We start from the raw sequence: 23,689 nt of genomic DNA, 5'->3' as shown, positions 1-23,689 counted from the left end.
GGCATACTTGACAGGTGACCTCCTCCCTCCGCCGCGCCGCCGACTGGTACCTGCGGACCCGGTGGGCGCAGTGGCTGGCAGTGGCGGCGGTGGTCGCCGCCGCCGCCCTGCTCACCCTGGGGAGGCCGTGGCTGCACGACGACCTCAACCCGTACCGCATCGACGTCGACGTCTACCGACTCGGCGGCCGGATGATCCTCGAGGGCCGCAGCCTCTACGGAGCCATTCCGGCGACCGAGATCGGCGCCGAACTGCCCTTCACCTACCCACCCATCGCGGCGCTGTTCTTCGCCGTCTTCGCTGTGATGCCGCTGGGTTGGGCGAGCTTCCTGCTGTCCTTGGCGACGGTCGCCGCCATCGTCGCCGTGGTCCACCTGGTGCTCCGCGAGATGACCGACCTGCGCGGCGCGAGGTCTTGGGCCGCCACCGCCGGCGCCTCCGCCGTGCTGCTGTGGCTCGACCCGGTCAAGCAGACGGTCGACTTCGGGCAGGTCAACTCGCTGCTCATGCTGCTGGTCGTCGTCGACGTGCTCCTCGGCCGGGGCCGGTGGTGGCGCGGCAGCCTCATCGGGCTGGCGATCGCGATCAAGCTCACCCCGGCCGTGTTCCTCGCCTTCTTCCTCGTCCGGCGCGACTGGCGCGCTCTCGCCGTCACGCTGGCGTCCTTCGCGGCGTGGACGGGAATCGGCTTCGCCGTGCGCTGGAGCGACTCGATCCAGTACTGGTCCGACACCCTCGGCGACACCGACCGCATCGGACAGGCGGGCTACGCCTCCAACCAGTCCTGGAACGGCTTCATCCACCGCGTCCTGGGCGACGACGTGTCCAGCCTCTGGTGGGTGCTCGGCTGCGCCGTCGTCGGACTCTTCGTGCTGGCGCTCATCCACCGGCTGGACGACGACGAGGCCGCCGGCATGACCGTGATGGGCCTCTACGCGCTGTTCGCCTCCCCGGTCAGCTGGTCGCACCACTGGGTGTGGATGGTGCCGATGGTGCTGGTCGTCGCACGGCTCGCCCTCAGAGGCGGTGGCTGGGCGCCGTACGTGTGGCTGGCCGCGGCCGCCGTCACGTTGTTCGACGGGCCGCAGTGGCGCGAGCCGTACGAGGGCGAGGCCGCCTACCACTGGCCCTGGTGGCAGCAGATCCTCGGCACGTCGTGGCTCTGGTTGCTGCTCGCGGGGTACGCGCTGCTGTGGTTCCGGGCCGACGGCGAGCGGCGTCCCGCGCTTGACAGGCCCGTGCCCGACTGGCCAAATGGGCCCAATGGTGCGTAAGCCGAGCCGACGTGTGTCCGCCGCCGATGTGGCGGCGGCGGCGGGCGTGTCCCAGACTGCGGTGTCCTTCGTCCTCAACGGGCGCGACAGCGGCAACATCGCCGCCGACACGAAGAAGCGCATCCTCGAGGCGGCCGACCGGCTCGGCTACGAGCCACACTTCGTCGCGAAGAGCCTCCGCAGCCGCACCACGCAGTCCATCGGCGTGGTCACCGACGCCGTGGCCACGTCGGTCTTCGGCGGCCGGCTCCTCGCGGCCGCCATCGAACGCGCCCACGCCGACGGCCGCATCCTCCTGCTCATGGACCTGCTGGACCGCGACGAGCTGGGGCCCGCCGCGATCCGCGAGCTCGAGCGGCGACAGGTGGACGCCCTCATCCACGTGACGATGGGCTTCCGGGTCCTCGACCAGCTACCCGAGTCGCGCATCCCGCTGGTGCTCGCGAACTGCACCGCCCGCCGGGCGGACGAGTGGAGCGTGTACCCGGACGACGCGTACGGCGCGACGAGGGCGCTGGAGCACCTCGTCGGCCTGGGGCACCGCCGGCTCGCCATGTTGACCGGCCGCTGGGCCCCGGACGCGGGGCTCCCGGACCCCGGCAACATCTCCGGGCCCATCCGTCGCGACGCGTTCGTCGCGGCCGCCCGGCTGCACGGCGCCGAGGTCACCGTCGTCGAGACCGGCTGGGGCATCAACGACGGCTACCACGCGGCCATGCAGGTGCTCGACGTGCCGCCGCGCGAGCGCCCGACCGCGATCTTCGCCATCACCGACCGCGCCGCGGTCGGCGCCATCCTGGCCGCGGCCAGGCACGGGCTCTCCGTGCCCGAGGACCTGTCGATCATCGGCTTCGACGACGAGGAGAAGATGGCCGATTGCAGCGTCCCACCGCTGACGACCATCGCCCTCCCGCACGCCGCGATGGGCGACATCGCGGTGACGATGGCGATCGCCGCCGCGGGGGGCAAGACGGTCGACGAGCCGCAGCGCGTGCTGCCCTGTGAACTGCTCGTGCGCGAGTCGACGGCTCCGCCGAAGCCAGCTCGTCGATAACGATTCGATAACGGCGCGGCGATACACCTTGACAACTGACCCCTCAGAACTGAACCTAAAGGTGACCTAATTCGATTAAGGTCGCCTCAACAGCCGGATACGCCAACGCTGGCGTGCCGCAACAGAAGGGACAGGCACTGATGCGCACTGGACAGAAACTCGCAGCAGCCGCACTCATCTCCGCGCTGGCGTTGACCGCCTGCGCCCGAGCAGGCGAAGGGGGCGGGTCCGGGGATGGGGACGGCCCCGCCCAGGTGACGCTGTGGACGCACTCCGCGGGCAACCCCGCCGAACTCGAGGTCTACAACCAGATCATCTCCGACTTCAACGGATCCCAGGACGACTACGAGGTCGTCTCCGAGTCCTTCCCGCAGGGTGCCTACAACGACGCCATCGTCGCGGCCGCCGCATCCGGTGACCTGCCCTGCCTCCTCGACATGGACGGCCCGATCGTCCCGAACTGGGCGTGGGCGGGCTACATCCAGCCGCTCGGGATCTCCACCGACGTGACCGACGCCCTGCTCCCCACCGCCGTCGGCGTCTGGGAGGACGAGATCTACTCCGCGGGCTATTGGGACGCCGCGCTCGCGATCTTCGCCCGCAAGTCCGTCCTTGAGGAGAACGGGATCCGCCTCGCGACGGTGGACCAGCCCTGGACGAAGGACGAGTTCGACGCCGCCCTGCGCACCCTCAAGTCCGCCGGCTACGCCACGCCGCTCGACATCGGCGCCGAGGACTCCGGCGAGTGGTGGCCCTACGCCTACTCGCCCATGCTGCAGAGCTTCGGCGGCGACCTCATCGACCGCGACACCTACCTGACCGCGGACGGCGCCCTCAACAGCCCCGAGGCCGTCGCCTGGGGCGAGTGGTTCCAGGGACTCTTCGCCGAGGGTCTGGCCTCCAACACCGGCACCATCGGCAACGAGGAGTTCAACCGCGACGAGGTGGGCCTCAGCTACACCGGCGTGTGGAACGCGCTCGGCTCGCTGGAGGCGGTCGGTGACGACCTCGCCATCCTTCCCCCGCCGGACTTCGGCCAGGGACCCAAGATCGGCGGCGGCTCCTGGCAGTGGGGCATCTCGTCGTCCTGCTCCGGTGAAGCGCTCGACGGGGCACGCGCCTACCTCGAGTTCTCGTTCAAGCCTGAGTACGTCGCCACGTTCGCGGACAAGCAGATCGTGATCCCCGCCACCGAGGAGGGGACCGAGCTCAGCGAGTACTTCGGTGAGGACGGCGTGCTCCGCCCGTTCACCGAGCTCACCCAGTTCGCGGTGCTGCGTCCGGAGACCCCCGCGTACGCCGTGATCTCCACCACCTTCCAGACCGCCGCCATGGACATCATGAACGGCGCCGACGTGAAGGCCACCCTCGACCAGGCGGTGAAGGACATCGACGCCGACATCGAGAACAACGACGGCTACGGCTTCTGATGCCACCGGCCGGGGCCCCCGGGCCCCGGCCCCACCATCTGGAGGACTCACCATGACCGCAACCAGTTCCGTCGACACCGCCGTCGCCGCCCAGGCGAACCCGGCGGCCGCCCGCCCCAAGCGCCGCGGCAAGCGCGAGGGCCACATCGCCGCCTACGGCATGGTGGCACCCGCAGCGCTGCTGCTGCTCCTGTTCCTCGTCATCCCGGTCCTGCTGGCGTTCGGGCTGTCGTTCACCAACGCGAGGCTCATCTCGCCGAACGCGCCCCGGTTCGTCGGCCTCGACAACTTCATCCGGGCCTTCGTCGCCGACCCCACCTTCATCCGCTCCCTGATCAACACGTTCCTCTTCGCGGTGGTCGTGGTGCCGGTGCAGGCCGGACTGGGACTCGTGCTCGCCCTGTTGGTGAACCAGAAGCTGCGCGGCACCACGTTCTTCCGGGTGGTGTTCTTCATCCCGGTGGTGACGTCGATCGTCGTCGTGTCCATCCTGTGGCGGTTCATGTACCAGCCCGACGGCATCATCAACTCGTTCATCGACACGCTCACCTTCGGGGCCTGGGAGAACATCGCCTGGCTCAGCAACCCGTCGACCGCCCTGCCTGCGATCATCGTGCTCTCCATCTGGCAGGCCGTCGGGTTCCACATGATCATCTGGCTCTCGGGCCTGCAGACGATCCCCGAGGAGCTCTACGAGGCGGCCCGCATGGACGGGGCCAGCGCCTGGGAGCAGTTCAAGAACGTCACCTGGCCCGGGCTGCGGCCGACGATGATCTTCATCCTCGTCACCATCACGATCGCGGCGCTGGGCCTCTTCGTCCAGATCGACGTCATGACCCAGGGCGGCCCCGTCGACTCCACCACCACGCTCGTGTTCCACGCGGTCCGCCGCGGCTACCGCGAGCAGCAGACCGGTTACGGTGCGGCGATCTCGCTCATCTTCTTCGTCATCGTGCTGGCGATCGCGATGATCCAGCGCTTCCTCACCCGAGACAAGGACTGACGACATGGACAACACCACTCCCAGCCTCGCGGCGGGCAAGCGGCGTCGGACCCTGCTCCTCTACATCCCGATGGTGATCTTCGCGGTGATCTTCATGTTCCCGCTGATCTTCATGTTCGTGTCGAGCCTCAAGCCCGACGCCCAGATCCTCGCCGACGTCGACAACATCCGCGCCTTCCTGCCGGTGGGCGACATCTCGTTCGACAACTACGCCGGCGTCTTCGACCGGGTCCCGTTCTGGCGGTTCCTGTTGAATTCCGCGATCGTGACGGTCCTCATCGTCGGCGTCGGCCTGGTGGTCAACTCGCTGGCCGGCTTCGCCCTCTCCCGCATGGAGTGGAAGGGCCGCAAGCTCCTCCTCACGGTGATCATCGCGACGCTGATCGTGCCGTTCGAGACCATCGCGGTGCCGATGGTCTACTGGGTCAGCAAGCTGCCGACCCTCGTCTTCGAGGACGGCATGCTGAAGTACGACTTCGGGTGGCTCAACACCTACGAGGTGATGATCGTGCCGTTCATCGCGAACGCGTTCTCGATCTTCCTCTTCACGCAGTACTTCTCCACCATCCCAACGTCGATCGACGAGGCGGCCCGGATCGACGGCGCCAGCTGGTTCCAGGTCTACTGGCGCATCCTCGTCCCGCTGTCCGGCCCGGCGTTCGCGACCGTCGCGATCCTCACCTTCCTGCCGGCCTGGAACTCCTACCTGTGGCCGCTGATGGTGGTGCAGCAGGAGCAACTGCGCCCGGTCATGGTGGGCATGCAGTACTTCTTCCAGCTCAACACCGCCTGGGGCGAGGTCATGGCGTACACGTCGCTGATCACGATCCCGGTGCTCCTCGTGTTCCTCGTCTTCCAGAGGGCCTTCGTCAGTTCGATCGCCGCCAGTGGCGTGAAGGGATAATCCATGTTGAAACTTCCGGACCACTGGGTGTGGGACAGCTGGTCGGTGCGCGATGACGAGGGCTACACGCACCTCTTCTTCCTCCGCGCCTCCCGCGCCCTGATCGACCCCGACCGACGGCACCGCCGCGCCTCCATCGGGCACGCCCGCTCGCGTGACCTCGTCGAGTGGGAGCTCCTGCCCGACGCGCTGGTGACCGCCGACAGCCCCGCCTGGGACGACGGCGCCACCTGGACCGGCTCGGTGGTCCGCGGCGACGACGGGCTGTGGCGCATGTTCTACACCGGGGTCTCGCGGGGCGAGGACTGGATGGTGCAGCGCGTGGGGGTCGCCACGTCGCGCGACCTGATCACCTGGGAGCGGGCCTCCGATGACCCGCTCGTCGAGGCGGACCCCCGCTGGTACGAGAAGCTCGATTCCGGGCAGTGGCACGACGAGGCCTGGCGCGACCCGTGGGTGTTCCGCGGCGACGACGACCGCTGGCACATGCTGGTCACGGCCCGCGTCACCGACGGTGAGCCCATCGGTCGCGGCGTGATCGGCCACGCGGTGAGCGACGACCTCTCGTCGTGGACCGTCGAGCCCCCGCTGTCCGCACCGGCGGGCTGGGGCCAGCTCGAGGTGCCGCAGACCGCCGTCGTGGACGGCGTGCCGTTCCTGGTGTTCTGCTGCTGGCACCCCCACGAGGACGCCCGACGCGGCGCCCAGGCCACCGGCGGGATGTGGTTCGTGCCGGGGGAGTCGCTCCTCGGGCCGTGGGACTTCGAGGCGGCCGGGACCTTCGACCACCCGAGCCTCTACGCCGCCCGGCTGATCGAGCGGCAGCCGGGGGATTGGGTGATCATGGGTTTCTCGGACACGGTCGACGGCCGATTCGTGGGCGAGATCGTGGACCCGATCCCCGTGGTCCGCGACGGGCGGTCGCTCCGGCTCGCCTGAGGTCCGGTGGACGGATCGGGCGTGCTACCTACGGTCGCGTAGGCTTGGGTCCATGACCGCTCCGGGCGCCGCCCAGCCGAAGGCCAGCTCACGGGCCGGCGTGCGCCCGATCGCCCTGCTGGGGCGGGGGCTGCGCACGCTGGCCGGTGCGCTCGCCACGCCCCTGGTGCCCGAGGACTTCCTCGACCTGATCGACCCGCTCCGCTCCGGCGCCGACCTGCGTGGCCGGGTGCTCGCCGTGGAGCCGGAGGGGCCGGGGGCCACCACCCTCACGATCCGCCCCGGGCGCGGCTGGCGGCCCCACCGGCCCGGGCAGTACACGCGGATCGGCTTCGACGTCGACGGCGTCCGGCGGTGGCGGGCCTACTCCATCACGAGCCCCGTCGGCCTGCCGGGCATCATCACGGTCACCGTCCGGGCGATCGACGGCGGCATCGTGAGCCACTACGTCCGCGACGAGCTCCGTCCCGGCACGGTCGTGCACCTCGACCAGGCCACCGGCGACTTCGTCCTCCCCGACGCGCCGCCGCCTGCCGCGCTCTTCCTCACCGCCGGCAGCGGCCTGACGCCGGTCATGGGCATGCTCCGCAACCGCCCCCTGCCGGCCGACGTCGTCGTCGTGCACTCCGCGCCCACCCGGCGCGAGTCGCTCTTCCTCGACGAGCTGAGCGCCCTCCACGACGACGGCCACATTCGCCTCGTCACCCGCTTCACCGCCGACGAGGGCATCCTCCGCCCGGCCGACCTCGACTCCGTGGTGCCCGACTGGCGCGACCGCCACACCTGGGCGTGCGGGCCGACCGCGATGCTCGACGACGCCCAGGCGCACTGGGAGGCCGCCGGCCTGGCCGATCGGCTGCACACCGAGCGCTTCCGGCCGACGGTCCACGCCGTCGGCGACGGGGGAGCCATGACCCTCGCCCGCTCCGGCGTCACCGTCGACGTCGACGCCAGCACCACGATGCTCGACGCCGGAGAGGACGCCGGCGTGCTGATGCCGTCGGGCTGCCGGATGGGCATCTGCTTCAACTGTGTCCTGCCACTCGTCGAGGGCAGCGTCCGGGACCTCCGCACGGGGGATCTCACCACCGCCACGCCCGAGGACCCCGTCCTCGTGCAAACCTGTGTGTCGGCCCCCGCCGGCCCGTGCCGTCTGAACCACTGAGGAACACCGCATGAACACCACCCAGACCCGCACCAACCGCATCACGACGACCACCCCGCAGCTCCGCGAGGCGACCACGCCGGGCGGCAAGCCCAACCCCATCGCCCACCTGACCGCGGAGGAGATCGAGGGCATCGGCCGCGAGCTGGACGCGCTGCGCGACGAGGTGATGAACAGCCGTGGCGCCGACGATGCGGCCTACATCCGTGGGGTGATCAAGATGCAGCGCTGGCTGGAGGCGGCCAGCCGACTCGTGTTGCTGTTCTCGAAGTTCCCGCCCGCGTTCGTCGCCGGGACCGCCGGCCTCACCGTCGCGAAGATCATCGAGAACACGGAGATCGGGCACAACATCCTGCACGGCCAGTGGGACTGGATGCGCGACGAGAAGATCCACTCTACGACGTGGGAGTGGGACTTCGCGTCGCCGGCGGAGCAGTGGAAGAAGTCGCACAACGTCGAGCACCACACCTACACGAACGTCGTCGGGATGGACAACGACCTCGGCTACAACATCCTCCGCGTCGACCCCGACCAGGAGTGGAAGCTGAACCACCTCTTCCAGCCGATCACGAACTTCTTCACCGCGCTCTTCTTCGAGTACGGCATCGCCGCCTACGACCTCGACGTGAAGGGCTGGAAGGAGGGCACGAAGGACCACAAGGAGTTCATGGCAGACCTCAAGGTCGCACTGAAGAAGCTGCGCGCCCAGTTCGCCAAGGACTACGTCGTGCACCCGCTGCTCTCCGGCCCGTCCGCGCTGCACACCCTGGCCGCTAACGCGATCGCCAACACCGCCCGCAACGTGTGGACGCACGCGGTGATCTTCTGTGGCCACTTCCCGGAGGGCGTCGAGACGTTCGAGACGGAGTCCATCGAGGGCGAGACGCGCGGCGAGTGGTACCTGCGGCAGATGCTCGGCTCGGCCAACATCTCCGGCAGCAAGCTGATGCACCTCATGAGCGGGAACCTGTCGCACCAGATCGAGCACCACCTGTTCCCGGACATGCCCAGCAACCGCTACGCCCAGATCGCGCCGCGGGTGCAGGAGCTGATGGAGCGCCACGGCCTGCGCTACGTCACCGGGCCGTTGCACCGGCAGGTCGCGTCGGCGTGGAAGAAGGTGTTCAAATACTCGCTGCCGAACAAGCGCGACGGGGTCAGCAGGCTCCGCGAGGTGACGGACGCGGCCCGCGAAGGCGTCGACGAGGTGTTCCGCTCCACGCGCGGGATGCTGCGGCCGACGCGTCGGCGCGCCCTCCCCGCCTGATCAGAGCAGCAGTTCGGCGACGTCCGGGTCGGCCAGTTCGAGGACGGCCGCCCGCGACTCCTCGGGCGTGAGCGACGCGATCACCGCGTCGGTCATCGCCCGGCACTGGTCCAGCGTGTGCATCGCGAGCGACGCGCGCACCAAGCCCACCTTGGTGAGCGACATGGACAGCGACGAGATGCCCGCCCCCACGGCGACGAGCGCCAGCAGGGGGTCGCCGCCCGCCTCGCCGCAGATCCCGATCGGCTTGCCGGCGCGGGTGCCCGCGTCGGCGGCGTGCTTCACCAACTGCCAGAGGCCCGGCTGCCAGGCGTCGAGCAGGTGCCCGAGCCGGCCCTGGAGCCGGTCGGCGGCGAAGAGGTACTGGGAGAGGTCGTTGGTGCCGATGGAGGCGAAGTCGGCCACCTCGAGGATGCGCTCGGCGCGCAGCGCGCTGCTCGGCACCTCGATCATCGCGCCCACCGTGTTGAGGCCGGCGGCGCGGGCCGCGTCGGCGAACCAGCGGATCTCGGCGACGGTGGCGACCATGGGGGCCATCACCCACACGTCCACGTCGGTGAGGTCGCGGGCGCGGGCGATGGCCTCGAGTTGCGTCTCGAGCAGGCCGGGGAACTCGCGCTGCAGGCGCAGCCCGCGCATGCCGAGGGCGGGGTTCACGTCGGGTCCGAGCGACGCGAACGCCAGCGGTTTGTCGGCGCCGGCGTCGAGGGTGCGCACCACGACCTTGCGGCTTCCGAACGCCTCGAACACCTCCCGGTAACTCTCGGTCTGCTCCTCGACGGTGGGCGCCGAGTGCCGCCCGAGGTAGAGGAACTCGCTGCGGAAGAGCCCGGATCCCTCGACGTCCCCGGCGGCGGCGACCAGCGCGTCGCCGATCGTGCCGATGTTGGCGAGCAGTTCGACGTGCCGCCCGTCCTTCGTGCGCCCCGGCCCCTCCGACTCCGCCTGCAGGCGCTCGCGGCGGTCGCGCTTGTCCTCCAGGTCGGCGCGCTGGGCGGCGTCGGGGTTGACCGTGACCTCGCCCGTGCTGCCGTCCACGCCGAGGGTGGCGGGGTCTGCGTCGAGGATGCCCTCGCAACGCACGACGGCGGGGATGGAGAGCTGCGCGGCGAGGATCGCGGTGTGCGACGTGGGTCCGCCCAGTTCGGTGACGATCCCGAGCACGAGCTCGGGGTCGAGGGCGGCGGTGTCGGCGGGCGCGAGGTCCTCGGCGATGATGATCGCCGGATCGCTGAGCTCCGGCATGCCGGGCTCGGCGTTGCCGAGGAGGCGGGCGTGCGCGCGACGGTGCACGTCCCGCAGGTCGGTGACCCGCTCGGCCATGTACTCACCGAGGCTGGCCAGCAGGACGGCGAAGTGGTCCATCGACGCGGCCAGCGCGGAGAGCCTGCCCTTGCCGTTCTTCAGTTGGTGGGCGATCTCGTCGTTCAGTGCTGGGTCGCGGGCGATCATCGCCGTCGCGCTGAGGACGTCCTTGGCCTCCGGGTCGGACACCCGTTCGGCGCGGTGCTCCATGGCGGCCGCGACCGCGTCCAGCGCGGCGCGGATCTCCGCTTGCGCGCGCTGGGGGTCGGATTCGGCCGGTTCGGCGAGGGGGAGCTCGACGTCGTCGTGGTGGATCCTGATGACCCGTCCCTGCGCCACGCCTGGACTCACCCCGATGCCCGTCAGGTTCATGGGTCCACTCTAAAGGTGGCTCGCATTTTCGCAACATCCACATCCCGCCGGGCTGGGCCACCATCCAATATCCTTTGCACGAGACAGAAGGAGCCCCATGAGCCAAGACCAGCGCCCCGAGGACGCCGAACCCGTGCTGCCGACGAGCGGTCCCGGTCCCGACTTCCAGGACGCCTACGGACAGCCGAGTTCCCCCGGCGCCCCGACGGCAGCCTCCCCCTCCGCGCAGCCGACGCCGAACACCTACGGCGACGAGCCGCTGTACCAGCAGCCGACCACGCAGCCCTACCCGCAGCGTTCGTACGGCACGCCGCCGGCCCCGCCTCAGCAGCCAGCCCCCTACGGCGGGTCGGGTTACGGGCAGCAGGGTTACGGCCAGCAGTCGCCGTACGCCCAGCAGTCGCCCTACGCCCAGCCGTCGCCGTCGTACGGGCAGACCCAGCCCTACGGCCAGGGCTACGGCACCCCGTCGCCGGGGTACGGCGGCTATGCGGGCGCCCCGGCCGAGCACCCCCGCGCCACAGCAGTCCTCGTACTCGGGATCCTCGGCTTCATCTTCGCCATCCCCGCCTTCATCGGGTGGTACATGGGACGCAAGGCCAAGAAGGAGATCGAGCGCGGCGCGCCCTACCGCTGGGACGGCTCGCTGAAGGTCGGCTACATCCTCAGCATCGTCGCCAGCGTCATCACCATCGCCGTCGTCGGTATCTACGTGCTCATCATCGCGGCCTTCATCGCGACCTACGGCGGCATGTAGCCTCGGACACGCAGAGCACCCCGGAAGGAAAACCATGTCTCAGTACGGACAGTCGTCGCAGGGCGGACCAGGCGAGCAGCCGAACTTCGGCGGCGACGACCCCTACGCCCCGCCGCAGAGCCAGCCGTCGCCCTACGGCGCCCCCGAGCCCCAGAGTCAGGCGTCCCCGTACGCGGATCCCGCCGGCTACGGCCAGGAGAGCGGCTACGGCCAGGGCCAGTACGGGCAGGACCCCTACGGCCAGCAGGGGCAGTATGGGCAGCAGGGCCAGTACGGCCAGCAGCCCTACTCCGGCTACGGCTACCAGCAGCAGCCCGGTTACGGCATGGCGCAGCAGCAGTACGGCTACGGGGCGCAACCCCAGGGCGAGCACCCGCAGGCCACCACCGTGCTGGTTCTCGGCATCCTCGGCTTCTTCGTGCCGCTGGTGTCGTTCGTCGCGTGGTACCTCGGCGGCAAGGCCAAGAACGAGGTGGAGGCCGGCGCACCGTACCGGTTCGACGGCGGCCTCAAGATCGGCTACCTGCTCGGCAAGATCCTGAGCATCGTCTCGATCGTCGGCATCGTGCTGATGATCCTCATCATGGTGCTCGGCATGGGCGCCATGATGACCGGCATGTGACCTAGCGGATGAAGACGGGCTGGTCCCTGGTGGACGCCGCCTCGTCGTACCGGTAGCCGAGGTCGTCGAAATCGACGATCTTGGCGACGGTGCGGATGCGGTTGCGCACCAGCCAGCCCGCCATCGCGCCCCTCGCCTTCTTGGCGTGGAAGCTGACCACCCGAGGCGTGCCGTCCGGGCCGCGGTCCTCGAAGCGGGGGCTCACCACCCGGGCGCCCAGCGCGTCGACGTCGACCACCTTGAAGTACTCGTTCGACGCGAGGTTGACCAGCACGTCGGACCCCGGCGACGCGTCGAGGTCCCGTCGCAGCTGGTCGGTGACGATGTGGCCCCACCAGTCGTAGAGCGTCTGCCCGCGCGACGTGTTGAGCCGCGTCCCCATCTCGAGCCGGTGCGGCTGGATGAGGTCCAGCGGCCGCAGCAGCCCGTAGAGCCCCGACAGGATCCGCAGCGACTTCTGCGCCTCCGTGAGGTCGCGGGCATCGAACTCCGTGGCGCGGAGCCCCTGGTAGACGTCGCCGTTGAACGCCAGCACCGCGGGGCGGGAGTTCTTCGTCGTGTGCTCCTGCTCGTAGTCGCGGTAGCGCTGCACGTTGAGCGTCGCCAGCTCCTCGGAGATGGACATCAGCTCCTTGACGTCGCCCGGCGACTTCTCCCGCATGATCTCGATCAGCCCCGCCGACTGCGCCACCAGGCGCGGCTCGGAGTGCTTCTTGGTGATGAGCTTCGTCTCGAAATCGAGCGTCTTCGCGGGCGACAGGACGGTGAGCATTGACCCATTCTAGGAACGTTCGGCGATCATGCACCAAGTTGGGCAAAGCTGCGCCGCACCTCTATCGGCGCGCCGAGTGAGCGCTCGACGGTGCACAGCCGGTGGATGACGCGAGCCAGCACCTCGAGCATGCGGTCGCGTCGGGCGGGATCGATCGCGGCGAGATCGATCTCCATCACCTCTTCGAGGGAGTGGAAGGCGTTGTCCTCCCCCACTTGGCCGGACACCGTGACGGCGAGGGGCGTGCCGTCGCCGTGCTTGAGGTCGAGCTGGGTCTCGGCGGACTTGGCGGCACAGCCGGCCAGCGCGAGAAGCAGCAGCTCCGTCGGCTCGAACTCGCCCTCCCCTGAACCGATCCGGAGTTCCGCTCCTGTACTGGTGCGCCCGACGAACGTCCGAGCGCCGGTGCGAGTCACAGAGACGCCCACAGGATTCTGCTTCATGGGGACAGCGTAGGACCGGCTCGAACCGCCGCGAGGGCTCCGCTGGGAGACTTTGCACCAAGCTTGGTGCAAACCCTCCCACCGGAAGGGTCGCTGGTGAGGAGGCTGGCGCGGCAACTCGAGGTGGCCCCCGGGGTCGCCGCCAGCATCGCCACGCGGCCGGAAATTCATCCGAGCGAAATCGGTGGATTTTGAGACGGGTCTTGTTCGTGACCCGAATCGTCATGTAGCGTCCCCGCCATGAAGACCACCCGCGTACAGGATCTCGTGAGCCGACCTCACGTCGACCTGGCGCGCGTTGCGTCGGCCATGTGTCTGGGCAACTGACGCCCGACCTCCTCCTCCTGTAGAGACCCGGGCCCAGTGAGAGCCCGGTGCATTGCCATACCCGGTTCCTTTTGGGCCCCTTCATGTCCCAAACCCCGAAGGAACCATGACCACCACCCCAGATCGCGTCCGCCTTTCCGCGTCCGGCAAGTCGAACGGCCAGTGGCTCGTCGACGGCACCGAGCCGCTCAACCCCAACGAAGTGTTCAAGGCCAAGGAGAACCCGCTCGCCGTCCGTGACCGGATCGAGCAGGTCTACGCCCGCGAGGGCTTCGACTCCATCCCGCACGAGGACCTCTTCGGCCGCTTCCGCTGGCTCGGCCTCTACACCCAGCGCAAGCAGGGCGTCGGCGGCGAGCACACCGGCAAGTGGACCGACGAGGAGCTCTCGGACCGCTACTTCATGCTCCGCGTCCGCATCGACGGTGGGGCGCTCACCACCGACCAGCTCCGCGTCGTCGCCGGCATCTCCAGCGAGTTCGCCCGCGACACCGCCGACATCTCGGACCGCCAGAACATCCAGCTGCACTGGGTGCCGATCGAGGCGGTGCCCGAGATCTGGCGACGTCTCGAGAACGCGGGCCTGATGACGACGATGGCCTGCGGCGACACCCCGCGCGTCATCCTCGGCTCCCCGGTGGCGGGCATCGCGGCGGACGAGATCATCGACCCCACCCCCGTGATCCGTGACATCGTCGACCGCTACATCGGCGACGAGACGGTGGCCAACCTGCCGCGCAAGTTCAAGAGCGCGATCACCGGGCACCCCAGCCTCGACGTCGTCCACGAGATCAACGACATCTCCCTGGTGGGCGTCGTGCACCCCGAACTCGGTCCCGGCTACGACCTCTGGGTGGGCGGCGCGTTGTCGACGACCCCGCGGCTCGCCGAGCGGCTCGGGGCATTCGTGAGCGAGGCCGACGCCGCGGAGGTCTGGTACGGCGTGGTGCGGATCTTCCGGGACTACGGCTACCGCCGGATGCGCAACAAGGCGCGCCTCAAGTTCCTCCTGGCCGAATGGGGTGCCGAGAAGTTCCGCGAGGTGCTGGAGACCGAGTACCTCGGCCGCCGTCTCCCCGACGGGCCCGCCCCCGCCCCGGCGCGGACGGCCGGCGACCACGTCGGCGTCCACACTCAGAAGGACGGCCGGCGCTACGTGGGCCTGGCGCCCACCGTCGGCCGCACCTCTGGCACCCGACTCGCCGCGCTGGCGGACCTCGTCGAGCGGGCGGGTTCGCGCCGGATCCGGCTCACGCCGCACCAGAAGCTGATCGTCCTCGACGTCGAGCCCGACGCCGTCGACGAGTTGCTCGCCGGCGCCGAGTCGCTGGGGCTGACGGGCACCCCGTCGCCCTTCCGACGCAACACGATGGCCTGCACCGGCATCGAGTTCTGCAAGCTCAGCTTCGTCAACACGAAGGACACGGCGCGCGACACGATCGCCGCGCTCGAGCAGCGGCTCGCCGGCGTGGAGATCGACACCCCCATCACGCTCAACGTCAACGGGTGCCCCAACTCGTGCGCCCGGATCCAGATCGCCGACATCGGCCTTAAGGGGCAGCTCGCCAAGGGACCCGACGGCGGCAACGAGTTCGCCTACCAGGTGCACCTCGGCGGGGGCCTCGCCTCCAGCGACCGCGACGAGCCCGGCCTCGGCCGCACGCTGCGCGGCCTCAAGGTGACCGCCGTCGACCTGCCCGACTACGTCGAGCGCGTGGTGCGGAACTTCCTCGCCGAGCGCACCGACGGGGAGACGTTCTCCCGCTGGGCCCACCGAGCCGAGGAGGAGTCGCTCCGATGACGACGATCGCCCCACCCGCACACGGCCCCGGCCGCGTCCGCAGCGCCGACGAGTTGCGCGCCCTCGCCGAGGAGGCGGCGGTCCGCTTCGCCGACGCCACCGCCGACGAGGTGCTCGCCTGGGCCGCCGAGACCTTCGGCAGCCACCTCGTCGTCGCCTGCTCGATGGCTGCCGACACCGTCGTGCCCCATCTCACGGCCCGGCACCTGCCCGGCGTCGACGTGCTCTTCCTCCAGACCGGCTACCACTTCCCGGAGACCATCGGCACCCGCGACGCGCTGGCGCACGCCGTGGACGTGCGGATCGTCGAGGCGCTCCCGGCGCTCACCGTCGCCGAACAGGACGCCGAGTACGGGCCCCGGCTGCACGAGCGCGACCCGCAGTCCTGCTGCGCGATGCGCAAGGTCGAGCCGATCAACCGGGAACTCGCCTCCTACGAGGCCTGGGTCACCGGCGTCCGACGTGAGGACAACGCCCTGCGCGCCGGCACCGGCATCGTCGAGTGGGACGCCGCCCACCAGATGGTGAAGATCAACCCCGTCGCGGCGTGGAGCACCGACGAGGTGATGGCCTACGCCGCGACCCACGGCGTCCCCGTCAACCTGCTGCTCGACGAGGGCTACCCGTCGATCGGCTGCGCGCCCTGCACCCGCCCCGTCGCGCCCGGCGAGGACCCCCGCTCCGGGCGCTGGGCCGGGTTCGCCAAGACCGAGTGCGGACTCCACACCGACCAGCAAGACGAAGGAACTCCCGTGACCGCCATCCAGACCGCCCCTCCGCCGGCCCGGACCCTCAGCCACCTGCAGGCCCTCGAGTCCGAGTCCATCCACATCTTCCGCGAGATCGTCTCCGAGCTCGAGCGCCCCGTGCTGCTCTTCTCCGGCGGCAAGGACTCCATCGTGATGCTCCACCTCGCGGCCAAGGCCTTCTGGCCCGCGCCGGTGCCGTTCCCGGTCCTGCACGTCGACACCGGCCACAACTTCCCCGAGGTGATCGCCTACCGCGACGCCACCGTCGAGCGGCTGAAGCTGCGCCTCGTCGTCGCGAAAGTGCAGGACTACATCGACGACGGCCGCCTCTTGGAGCGCGCCGACGGCACCCGCAACCCGCTCCAGACCCAGCCCCTGTTGGACGCCATCGCCGAGGGCCGATTCGACGCGGTCTTCGGGGGCGGCCGCCGCGACGAGGAGAAGGCCCGTGCGAAGGAGCGGGTGGTTTCGCTGCGCGACGAGTTCGGCGCCTGGGACCCGCGCAACCAGCGGCCCGAGCTGTGGAACCTGTACAACCCGCGGCACCGGCCGGGCGAGCACGTCCGCGTGTTCCCGCTGTCGAACTGGACCGAGCTCGACGTGTGGCGCTACATCGCCGCCGAGGACATCCCGCTGCCGTCCCTCTACTACGCCCACGAGCGCGACGTGTTCCGGCGCGACGGCATGTGGCTGGCGGTCGGGGACGTGTCCCGCCCCCGCGACGGGGAGCGCGTCGAGCGTCGTCTCGTCCGCTACCGCACGGTCGGCGACATGTCCTGCACCGGCGCCGTCGAGTCCGACGCGCGCACCGTCGAGGACGTGATCCAGGAGGTCGCCCTCACCCGCATCACCGAACGCGGCGCCACCCGCGCCGACGACCGCCTCACCGAGGCCGCCATGGAAGACCGCAAGAAGGAAGGCTACTTCTGATGACCGCGACCGCCTCTCCCGCTTCCCCCGAACTGCTCGACCCCCGGAGCACCACGCTGCTCCGGATCGCCACCGCCGGCAGCGTAGACGACGGCAAGTCCACCCTCGTCGGACGCCTCCTCTACGACTCGAAGGCCGTGCTCGCCGACCAGTTGGAGGCCGTCGAGCGGGTCAGCCTCGCCAAGGGCCTCGGCCACGTCGACCTCGCGCTGCTCACCGACGGGCTCCGCGCCGAGCGCGAGCAGGGCATCACGATCGACGTCGCCTACCGCTACTTCGCGACGGCGAGGCGCACGTTCATCCTCGCCGACTGCCCCGGGCACGTGCAGTACACCCGCAACACCGTCACCGGCTCGTCGACGGCGGACGCCCTCGTGCTGCTCGTCGATGCCCGAAAGGGGGTGCTCGAGCAGACGCGCCGGCACCTCGCGGTCGGGCGCCTGCTGCGGGTGCCGCACATCATCGTCGCCGTGAACAAGATCGACCTCGTCGACTATTCCGAGGCCCGCTTCCGGGAGATCGCCGCCGACGTGCAGCGCCTGGCCGACGACCTCGGCGCCGAGAGCATCGAGGTCCTGCCGGTCTCCGCGCTGGTGGGCGACAACATCGTCGAGCGCTCCGAGCGGCTCGCCTGGTACGACGGGCCGTCGCTGCTCGAACTCCTCGAGGAGCTGCCGGCCGATGACGTCACCGAGCACCCGTTCCGCTTCCCCGTGCAGGTCACGCTGCGCCCCCAAGAGGCGGCGGTGGACCCGCGCTACGTCGAGTACCGCGGTTACGCCGGCCAGGTGGCGTCCGGTTCCGTGCGGGTCGGCGACCCCGTGGTCGTCCTGCCCTCCGGGCGCCGCACGCACGTCGTCGGCATCGATACCCCCGGCGGGGAGCTCGACGAGGCCTTCGCCCCGCAGTCGGTGACGCTCCGCCTGGCGGACGACATCGATGTGGCGCGGGGCGAGCTGATCGCCTCCGCCGACGCGGCGCCCGAACCGACGCAGGATCTCGACGGCATGGTCGCCTGGCTGGCGGAGCGGCCGCTGCGCGTCGGGCAACGGGTGCTCGTGAAGCACACCACCGCCACGACGCAGGCGGTCGTCCGGGAGATCGACGGGCGGCTGGACCTCGACACGCTGCGACCGGAGGCGGTCGACGCGCTGGAGCTCAACGACCTCGGCCGCGTGCGGCTGCGTCTCGCCGCCCCGATCATGGCGGAGCCCTACGCGCAGTCGCGACGGACGGGGTCGTTCCTGCTGATCGACCCGCAGTCCGGCGCCAACCTCGCCGCCGGCATGACCCGCGGCGACCAGGCGTTCTCCGACCGGGCCGCGGTCCCCGTCGGCCCTGCCCCGGACTGGTCGATCTGATGCGCAAACTCCTCCTCATCGGACTGGTCGGCTTCGCCGCGCAACTCATCGACGGGGCCCTCGGCATGGGCTACGGCGTCACGTCGAGCTCGCTGCTGCTCGTCGTCGGCCTCACGCCGGCGCTCGCCAGCGCGTCGGTCCACCTCGCCGAGGTGGGCACCAACGTCGCGTCGGGCCTGTCGCACTGGCGGCTGGGCAACGTTGACTGGCGGCTCGTGCTGCGGCTCGGCGTGCCGGGCGCGATAGGCGCCTTCGCGGGGGCGACGTTCCTGTCCCGGCTCTCCACCGAGTGGGCCGGCCCCCTCATGGCGGTGATCTTGGCGCTCCTCGGCGTCTACATCCTCGGGCGCTTCGCGTTCCGGCCGCCCAGGGTGGCCGACGCGCGGCGCACGCCGCACACGTCGCGGTTCCTGGTCCCGCTGGGGCTGTTCGGCGGGTTCGTCGACGCGACCGGCGGTGGTGGCTGGGGGCCGGTGTCGACGACGTCGCTCCTCAGCGCCGGGCGGACCGCGCCCCGGACGGTGATCGGGTCGGTCGACACGTCGGAGTTCCTGGTCTCGCTGTCCGCATCGGTCGGCTTCCTCGCCGCGCTCGGCGCGAGCGGGATCGACCTGCGCATCGTCGGGGTCCTCCTCCTTGGCGGGCTCGTGGCGGCCCCGCTCGCGGCCTGGCTCGTGACCAGGCTCCCCGCTCGGGTGCTCGGCACGGCGGTCGGCGGGCTCATCATCGTCACCAACCTCCGCACCGTCCTCGGCGCGGTCGGCAGCCCGGTGGACGTCCAGTGGGCGAGCCTCGGGCTCGTGGCCCTGCTGTGGGCGGCGCTCGTCGGCCACTCCGTGGTGCAGCACCGCCGCCACGGCGCCCCGGTGGTGCGCCGGCCCGAGCCGCTGGAGGTGCCCGCATGAGCGCCACGCTCGTCATCGCGCTGCACGGCACCCGTCGGCGCAGCGGCACCGAGTTCGCCGAACGGCTGCGGGACACCGTCGCCGACGCGCTGCCGGGCGTGCGCGTCGAGCTGGGCTGGGTCGACATCCACGACGAGCTGCTGGCCGAGACCGTCCAGCGGTTCGACCGGTCGGTGATCGTCCCCGCGTTCCTCGCCGCTGGCTACCACGTCGCCCACGACGTCACGGCCGCGGTCGGGGCTTCAGGTGGCCGGGCGGTCGCCACCCCGCACGTGGGGCCCGGGCTGGTGGACGCGATCGCCGACCGCCTCCGCGCCGCCGGGCCGCTCGGCGACGGGGTGGTGCTCGCGGCCATCGGGTCGAAGCGGGCGGGCGCGACCGCGGAGGTCCTCGCCACCGCGGAGCGCGTCGCCCGGCTCGTCGGGCGCCCCGTGGAGGCTGGCTTCATCTATGCCTCCTCGCCGTCGCTCGACGAGGCCGCCGCCCGGCTGCGGGCGCGTGGCCTCACCGACCTCACCGTCGCCACCCACGCACTCTGCCCGGGCCTCTACCAGGACCACATCGCAGCCCTGGGGCTGCGCGCCGTCGCCGAACCCATCGGCATCCACCCGCACCTCGTCTCCGCCATCGTCGAGCGCTACCTCGACGCCGCGCGGGCCGAGGCGGCCTGACACGGAGGAACCGAACCTCGTGACCACCACCCAACTGGACCGCGTCGTCATCCGCTTCGCCGGCGACTCCGGCGACGGCATGCAGCTGACCGGCGACCGCTTCACCGCGGACGCCGCCGCCATCGGCAACGACTTCGCCACCCTCCCTAACTTCCCGGCGGAGATCCGCGCCCCGCAGGGCACGATCGCCGGCGTCTCCAGCTTCCAGCTCCACTTCGCCGACGACGACATCCGCACCCCGGGCGACCGCCCCGACGTGCTGGTGGCGATGAACCCCGCCTCGCTGAAGGCCAACATCGCCGACCTGCGACGCGACGGGATCCTCATCGTCGACACGCACGACTTCACCAAGCGCAACCTCGCCCGCGTCGGCTACGCCACCGACCCGCTCACCGACGGGTCGCTCGACGACCACGAGCTCCACGCGGTGGACCTCACCGGCCTCGCCACGGCCGCCGTGGCCCAGTTCGAACTGGGCCGGAAGGACGCGGCCCGCTCGAAGAACATGGTGGCGCTCGGGCTCCTGACGTGGCTGTTCTCGCGGCCCACCGAACCCACGCTCGCGTTCCTGGACCGCAAGTTCGGGCGGTCGCCGCTGATCCGCGACGCGAACCGCGCCGCCTACCTCGCCGGCTACCACTACGGCGAGACGACCGAGGACTTCACGGTCCGCTACGAGGTGCGACGTGCCCCGCTGCCGGCCGGGACGTACCGGCAGATCACGGGGAACAAGGCGCTGGCCCTCGGTCTCATGGCCGGGGCGGCGAAGGCCGGGCTGCCCCTCTACCTCGGTGCCTACCCGATCACGCCCGCCTCCGACGTGCTGCACGAACTGTCGCGCCACAAGGACCACGGCGTCATGACGTTCCAGGCCGAGGACGAGATCGCCGCCATCGGGGCCGCGCTCGGCGCGTCGTACGGCGGCCACTTGGGCGCGACGGTGACCTCCGGCCCGGGGATGGCGTTGAAGAGCGAGTTCATCTCCCTCGCCCTGATGCTCGAGCAGCCGCTGGTGGTGGTGGACGTGCAGCGCGCCGGCCCGTCCACCGGCATGCCCACGAAGACCGAGCAGGCCGACCTGCTGCAATCGGTGTTCGGCCGCCACGGCGAGGCCCCCGTGCCGGTGCTCGCCGCCCAGTCACCCGGCGACTGCTTCGACGTCGCCGTGGAGGCCACCCGCATCGCCCTCACCTACCGGACGCCCGTCATCGTCCTGTCCGACGGATACCTCGCCAACGGCGCGGAGCCGTGGCGGGTGCCCGACCTCGCCGCGATGCCGCCGATCGACCCGGCGTTCGCCACCGAACCCAACGGCCCCGACGGGAAGTTCCTGCCCTACCTGCGCGACGAGAAGCTCGCCCGGCCGCTCGCCGTGCCCGGCACCCCCGGGCTCGAGAACCGCATCGGCGGCATCGAGAAGGCCGACGGGACCGGCAACATCTCCTACGACCCCGCCAACCACGAGGCGATGGTGCGGCTGCGGCAGGCGAAGGTGGACGGCATCGCCGACTCGATCCCGGACCTCGTCGTCGACGACCCCTCCGGCGAGGCCGACGTGTTGGTGATCGGCTGGGGTTCCACGTGGGGACCCATCGGCGCCACGGCTCGCCGGGTCCGCCGCCGCGGCCGGAAGGTGGCGACGGTCCACTTGCGCCACGTGAACCCGCTCCCGCGCAACCTCGGCGCCATCCTCCGCTCGTACGGGCGCGTGATCGCGCCCGAGATGAACCTCGGCCAGCTGGCCCTCCTGCTGCGCGCCCGCTTCCTGGCCGACGTCGAGACCTACTCCCGCGTGCGCGGGCTACCGATCTCCCCGTCGGAGTTCGAGGCCGACCTCCTGGACATCATCGACGGAAAGGACTTCCGATGACCACCACCCTGACGCCCCCGACGACCGGCGGCGGCCTCGCCGGCGTGCCGTTGGCGCTCTCGCCGACGAACCGGAAGGACTTCGTCTCCGACCAGGAGGTGCGCTGGTGCCCGGGCTGCGGCGACTACGCGGTGCTCGCCGCGTTCCAGTCGCTGATGCCGCAGCTCGGTGTGCGCCGCGAGAACACAGTGATCATCTCCGGCATCGGCTGCAGCTCCCGATTCCCGTACTACCTGGACACCTACGGCATGCACTCGATCCACGGCCGAGCGCCGTCGATCGCCACCGGGTTGGCGATGAGCCGCCCGGACCTGGCGGTGTGGGTGGTGACGGGCGACGGGGACGCGCTCTCCATCGGCGGCAACCACCTCATCCACGCGCTGCGCCGCAACACCAACATCACGATCCTGCTGTTCAACAACCGAATCTACGGGCTGACGAAGGGCCAGTACTCGCCCACCTCCGAGTCGGGCAAGGTCACCAAGTCCACCCCGGCCGGGTCGGTGGACCGGCCGTTCAACCCCGTCGCGCTCGCGCTCGGCGCCGAGGCCACGTTCGTCGCCCGCACCGTCGACTCCGACCGCGCGCACCTGACCGAGGTGATGACCCGGGCCGTCCAGCACCGCGGCGCGTCGCTGGTGGAGATCTACCAGAACTGCCCGATCTTCAACGACGGCGTCTTCGACGGGCTCAAGGCGCCCGGGTCGCCGAGCGTCATCCCGCTCCGGCGGGGCGAGCCCGTCACGTTCGCCGGCGGGACCCGCAGCGTCGTCCGCGACGCCGTGACCGGGCGGCTCTCGGTGGTGCCCACCGACGAGGTCGGCGGCCGCACCGTCGTGGTCCACGACGAGCACGACGACGACGTGGCGCAGGCGGTGGCGCTCGCCTCGTTGACCGACAGCCAGGGCCTCAGCCAGTCGCCAATCGGCATCTTCCGTGACGTCGACCGGCCCGTCCACGACGACGCCGCTCGCGCCCAGGTCCGCATGCCGCAGGCCGACGAGCGGATCGCCCACCTGCAGTCGCTGGTGACCGGCCACGACACCTGGGATGCGTGACGGGTCGCCCCACGCGGTGGCCTCAGGCGCCGTCGTCGAGCGCGAGCCCGGCGACGGCGCCCACCACGATGATGGCCGGCGGCGCCATGCCGGCCGCGGCGGCCTCGTCGGCGATTCGGGCGAGCGGTGCCCGCAGGGTGCGCTGGTGGCTCGTGGTGCCGTCGGCGACGATGGCGGCGGCCGTGGAGCCCGGGAGCCCGCCATCGACGAGCGCGGACGCGATGAGGGGGAGGTTGTGGACGCCCATGAGCACCACGATCGTGAGCCCGGAGCGTGCGAGCGCGCCCCAGTCCACGTCGCTGCGCGGGTCGCCGGGCGGGACGTGGCCTGACACCACGGTGAATCCCTGCGACAGGCTGCGGTGCGTGACGGGGATCCCGGCCAGCGCCGGCACCGACACTGCGGACGTGACCCCCGGGATGACCCGGACCGGAATACCGGCCTCCGCGCAGGCCAGCCACTCCTCGCCGCCGCGGCCGAACACGTAGTTGTCGCCGCCCTTGAGCCGCACCACGTGCTTGCCCCGACGCGCCCGGTCGACGAGGAGGTGGTTGATCTCCTCCTGCGGCGTGAACTCGCCGCGCGGGATCTTGCCGACGTTGATGATCTCGGCCCCCGGCGGGCACTCGGCGAGCAGCTCGAGCGGGCCGAGCCGGTCGTGCAGGACGACGTCGGCCTCCTGCAGGGCCTTGAGGCCGGCGACGGTCATG

Annotated in this window: 22 protein-coding genes and 1 pseudogene; 19 read left to right on the top strand and 4 right to left on the bottom strand. The window is 70.8% G+C overall.

The genetic code is table 11. The features are described from left to right. The first annotated feature begins 14 nt into the window (after window positions 1-14). The 8 genes from BLR46_RS02635 to BLR46_RS02600 all read left to right on the top strand — a co-directional run bounded on the left by BLR46_RS02635 (window position 15) and on the right by BLR46_RS02600 (window position 9,036). A complete protein-coding gene (locus BLR46_RS02635) occupies window positions 15-1,274 on the top strand; it encodes a glycosyltransferase 87 family protein (protein WP_093248683.1) in 1,260 nt (419 codons plus the stop codon). Beyond that, on the top strand, window positions 1,267-2,328 hold the full coding sequence (locus BLR46_RS02630) for a LacI family DNA-binding transcriptional regulator (protein WP_245701453.1): 1,062 nt from the start codon (window positions 1,267-1,269) through the stop codon (window positions 2,326-2,328). The genes BLR46_RS02635 and BLR46_RS02630 overlap by 8 nt, the downstream gene beginning before the upstream one ends. 140 nt (window positions 2,329-2,468) lie before the next feature. Next, the gene (locus tag BLR46_RS02625; RefSeq protein ID WP_093248680.1) at window positions 2,469-3,758 is read left to right on the top strand and encodes a sugar ABC transporter substrate-binding protein; all 1,290 of its coding nucleotides are present in this window, start codon (window positions 2,469-2,471) and stop codon (window positions 3,756-3,758) included. A 52-nt stretch (window positions 3,759-3,810) separates the two neighbouring features. Beyond that, window positions 3,811-4,761 carry a carbohydrate ABC transporter permease gene (locus tag BLR46_RS02620; RefSeq protein WP_093248678.1) on the top strand — a complete coding sequence of 317 codons (951 nt, stop codon included), beginning with the start codon at window positions 3,811-3,813 and terminating at the stop codon, window positions 4,759-4,761. 4 nt (window positions 4,762-4,765) lie between these two features. Then, window positions 4,766-5,665 (top strand): carbohydrate ABC transporter permease, encoded by a 900-nt coding sequence (locus tag BLR46_RS02615; RefSeq protein ID WP_093248677.1) that lies wholly within the window; start codon window positions 4,766-4,768, stop codon window positions 5,663-5,665. A 3-nt stretch (window positions 5,666-5,668) separates the two neighbouring features. Then, complete coding sequence (locus BLR46_RS02610; protein WP_093248674.1) at window positions 5,669-6,604, top strand: glycoside hydrolase family 68 protein; 936 nt, start codon at window positions 5,669-5,671, stop codon at window positions 6,602-6,604. A 52-nt stretch (window positions 6,605-6,656) separates the two neighbouring features. Next, on the top strand, window positions 6,657-7,769 hold the full coding sequence (locus BLR46_RS02605; RefSeq protein ID WP_093248673.1) for a ferredoxin reductase: 1,113 nt from the start codon (window positions 6,657-6,659) through the stop codon (window positions 7,767-7,769). 10 nt (window positions 7,770-7,779) lie between these two features. Continuing rightward, entirely contained in the window at window positions 7,780-9,036 is a 1,257-nt protein-coding gene (locus tag BLR46_RS02600) for a fatty acid desaturase family protein (protein WP_093248672.1), read from the top strand. Here the strand turns inward: BLR46_RS02600 and ptsP are convergent, their stop codons facing one another. Further along, complete coding sequence (ptsP, locus tag BLR46_RS02595; protein ID WP_093248671.1) at window positions 9,037-10,713, bottom strand: phosphoenolpyruvate--protein phosphotransferase; 1,677 nt, start codon at window positions 10,711-10,713, stop codon at window positions 9,037-9,039. A 97-nt stretch (window positions 10,714-10,810) separates the two neighbouring features. Here ptsP and BLR46_RS02590 point away from each other — a divergent pair, with 97 nt between their 5' ends. Continuing rightward, entirely contained in the window at window positions 10,811-11,470 is a 660-nt protein-coding gene (locus tag BLR46_RS02590; RefSeq protein WP_093248669.1) for a DUF4190 domain-containing protein, read from the top strand. A 34-nt stretch (window positions 11,471-11,504) separates the two neighbouring features. Continuing rightward, window positions 11,505-12,092 carry a hypothetical protein gene (locus tag BLR46_RS15205; RefSeq protein WP_218118293.1) on the top strand — a complete coding sequence of 196 codons (588 nt, stop codon included), beginning with the start codon at window positions 11,505-11,507 and terminating at the stop codon, window positions 12,090-12,092. 1 nt (window position 12,093) lies between these two features. On the opposite strand, the gene yaaA is transcribed toward BLR46_RS15205, so the two are convergent. Together yaaA and BLR46_RS02575 are read right to left on the bottom strand one after the other, a co-directional pair. Beyond that, complete coding sequence (yaaA, locus tag BLR46_RS02580; RefSeq protein WP_093248667.1) at window positions 12,094-12,864, bottom strand: peroxide stress protein YaaA; 771 nt, start codon at window positions 12,862-12,864, stop codon at window positions 12,094-12,096. 26 nt (window positions 12,865-12,890) lie between these two features. Then, the gene (locus tag BLR46_RS02575) at window positions 12,891-13,307 is read right to left on the bottom strand and encodes an OsmC family protein (RefSeq protein WP_176761627.1); all 417 of its coding nucleotides are present in this window, start codon (window positions 13,305-13,307) and stop codon (window positions 12,891-12,893) included. Between the two features lie 240 nt (window positions 13,308-13,547). Between BLR46_RS02575 and BLR46_RS15570 the strand changes: the two genes are divergently transcribed. From BLR46_RS15570 to BLR46_RS02540, 9 genes and pseudogenes are all read left to right on the top strand, one after another. Then, a complete protein-coding gene (locus BLR46_RS15570; protein WP_425441378.1) occupies window positions 13,548-13,634 on the top strand; it encodes a putative leader peptide in 87 nt (28 codons plus the stop codon). A 106-nt stretch (window positions 13,635-13,740) separates the two neighbouring features. Beyond that, entirely contained in the window at window positions 13,741-15,435 is a 1,695-nt protein-coding gene (locus BLR46_RS02570; RefSeq protein WP_093248664.1) for a nitrite/sulfite reductase, read from the top strand. Further along, window positions 15,432-16,160, top strand: a pseudogene (locus BLR46_RS15200) (phosphoadenylyl-sulfate reductase); the annotation flags it as partial. The gene BLR46_RS02570 and the pseudogene BLR46_RS15200, both read left to right, overlap by 4 nt. Before the next feature lie 27 nt (window positions 16,161-16,187). Continuing rightward, entirely contained in the window at window positions 16,188-17,114 is a 927-nt protein-coding gene (cysD, locus tag BLR46_RS15195; RefSeq protein WP_218118336.1) for a sulfate adenylyltransferase subunit CysD, read from the top strand. Next, complete coding sequence (locus BLR46_RS02560; protein WP_093248661.1) at window positions 17,114-18,475, top strand: sulfate adenylyltransferase subunit 1; 1,362 nt, start codon at window positions 17,114-17,116, stop codon at window positions 18,473-18,475. The genes cysD and BLR46_RS02560 overlap by 1 nt, the downstream gene beginning before the upstream one ends. After that, the gene (locus BLR46_RS02555; RefSeq protein ID WP_093248660.1) at window positions 18,475-19,380 is read left to right on the top strand and encodes a sulfite exporter TauE/SafE family protein; all 906 of its coding nucleotides are present in this window, start codon (window positions 18,475-18,477) and stop codon (window positions 19,378-19,380) included. Before BLR46_RS02560 ends, BLR46_RS02555 begins: the two co-directional genes overlap by 1 nt. Beyond that, on the top strand, window positions 19,377-20,051 hold the full coding sequence (locus BLR46_RS02550; RefSeq protein WP_093248659.1) for a sirohydrochlorin chelatase: 675 nt from the start codon (window positions 19,377-19,379) through the stop codon (window positions 20,049-20,051). Before BLR46_RS02555 ends, BLR46_RS02550 begins: the two co-directional genes overlap by 4 nt. 19 nt (window positions 20,052-20,070) lie before the next feature. Continuing rightward, on the top strand, window positions 20,071-21,921 hold the full coding sequence (locus BLR46_RS02545; protein ID WP_176761587.1) for a 2-oxoacid:acceptor oxidoreductase subunit alpha: 1,851 nt from the start codon (window positions 20,071-20,073) through the stop codon (window positions 21,919-21,921). After that, window positions 21,918-22,979 carry a 2-oxoacid:ferredoxin oxidoreductase subunit beta gene (locus tag BLR46_RS02540; protein ID WP_093248657.1) on the top strand — a complete coding sequence of 354 codons (1,062 nt, stop codon included), beginning with the start codon at window positions 21,918-21,920 and terminating at the stop codon, window positions 22,977-22,979. Before BLR46_RS02545 ends, BLR46_RS02540 begins: the two co-directional genes overlap by 4 nt. Window positions 22,980-23,001: 22 nt before the next feature. Here the strand turns inward: BLR46_RS02540 and cobA are convergent, their stop codons facing one another. After that, the gene (cobA, locus tag BLR46_RS02535; protein WP_245701505.1) at window positions 23,002-23,688 is read right to left on the bottom strand and encodes a uroporphyrinogen-III C-methyltransferase; all 687 of its coding nucleotides are present in this window, start codon (window positions 23,686-23,688) and stop codon (window positions 23,002-23,004) included. Window position 23,689: the final 1 nt, after the last annotated feature.

The sequence above is a fragment of the Tessaracoccus oleiagri genome (assembly GCF_900103275.1).
Classification (GTDB): Bacteria; Actinomycetota; Actinomycetes; order Propionibacteriales; family Propionibacteriaceae; genus Arachnia; species Arachnia oleiagri.
Note: the sequence above shows the minus strand (reverse complement) of the source record. Positions and strands in the feature narration are given on the sequence as shown.

Coding starts and splice junctions, on each gene's coding strand:
- BLR46_RS02540 (WP_093248657.1), top strand. CDS start 21,918: ATGACCACCACCCTGACGCCCCCGACGACCGGCGGCGGCCTCGCCGGC.
- yaaA (WP_093248667.1), bottom strand. CDS start 12,864: ATGCTCACCGTCCTGTCGCCCGCGAAGACGCTCGATTTCGAGACGAAG.
- BLR46_RS15205 (WP_218118293.1), top strand. CDS start 11,505: ATGTCTCAGTACGGACAGTCGTCGCAGGGCGGACCAGGCGAGCAGCCG.
- BLR46_RS02560 (WP_093248661.1), top strand. CDS start 17,114: ATGACCGCGACCGCCTCTCCCGCTTCCCCCGAACTGCTCGACCCCCGG.
- BLR46_RS15570 (WP_425441378.1), top strand. CDS start 13,548: ATGAAGACCACCCGCGTACAGGATCTCGTGAGCCGACCTCACGTCGAC.
- BLR46_RS02615 (WP_093248677.1), top strand. CDS start 4,766: ATGGACAACACCACTCCCAGCCTCGCGGCGGGCAAGCGGCGTCGGACC.
- BLR46_RS02590 (WP_093248669.1), top strand. CDS start 10,811: ATGAGCCAAGACCAGCGCCCCGAGGACGCCGAACCCGTGCTGCCGACG.
- BLR46_RS02575 (WP_176761627.1), bottom strand. CDS start 13,307: ATGAAGCAGAATCCTGTGGGCGTCTCTGTGACTCGCACCGGCGCTCGG.
- BLR46_RS02555 (WP_093248660.1), top strand. CDS start 18,475: ATGCGCAAACTCCTCCTCATCGGACTGGTCGGCTTCGCCGCGCAACTC.
- BLR46_RS02625 (WP_093248680.1), top strand. CDS start 2,469: ATGCGCACTGGACAGAAACTCGCAGCAGCCGCACTCATCTCCGCGCTG.
- ptsP (WP_093248671.1), bottom strand. CDS start 10,713: ATGAACCTGACGGGCATCGGGGTGAGTCCAGGCGTGGCGCAGGGACGG.
- BLR46_RS02550 (WP_093248659.1), top strand. CDS start 19,377: ATGAGCGCCACGCTCGTCATCGCGCTGCACGGCACCCGTCGGCGCAGC.
- BLR46_RS02620 (WP_093248678.1), top strand. CDS start 3,811: ATGACCGCAACCAGTTCCGTCGACACCGCCGTCGCCGCCCAGGCGAAC.
- BLR46_RS02610 (WP_093248674.1), top strand. CDS start 5,669: ATGTTGAAACTTCCGGACCACTGGGTGTGGGACAGCTGGTCGGTGCGC.
- BLR46_RS02605 (WP_093248673.1), top strand. CDS start 6,657: ATGACCGCTCCGGGCGCCGCCCAGCCGAAGGCCAGCTCACGGGCCGGC.
- BLR46_RS02570 (WP_093248664.1), top strand. CDS start 13,741: ATGACCACCACCCCAGATCGCGTCCGCCTTTCCGCGTCCGGCAAGTCG.
- cobA (WP_245701505.1), bottom strand. CDS start 23,688: ATGACCGTCGCCGGCCTCAAGGCCCTGCAGGAGGCCGACGTCGTCCTG.
- BLR46_RS02600 (WP_093248672.1), top strand. CDS start 7,780: ATGAACACCACCCAGACCCGCACCAACCGCATCACGACGACCACCCCG.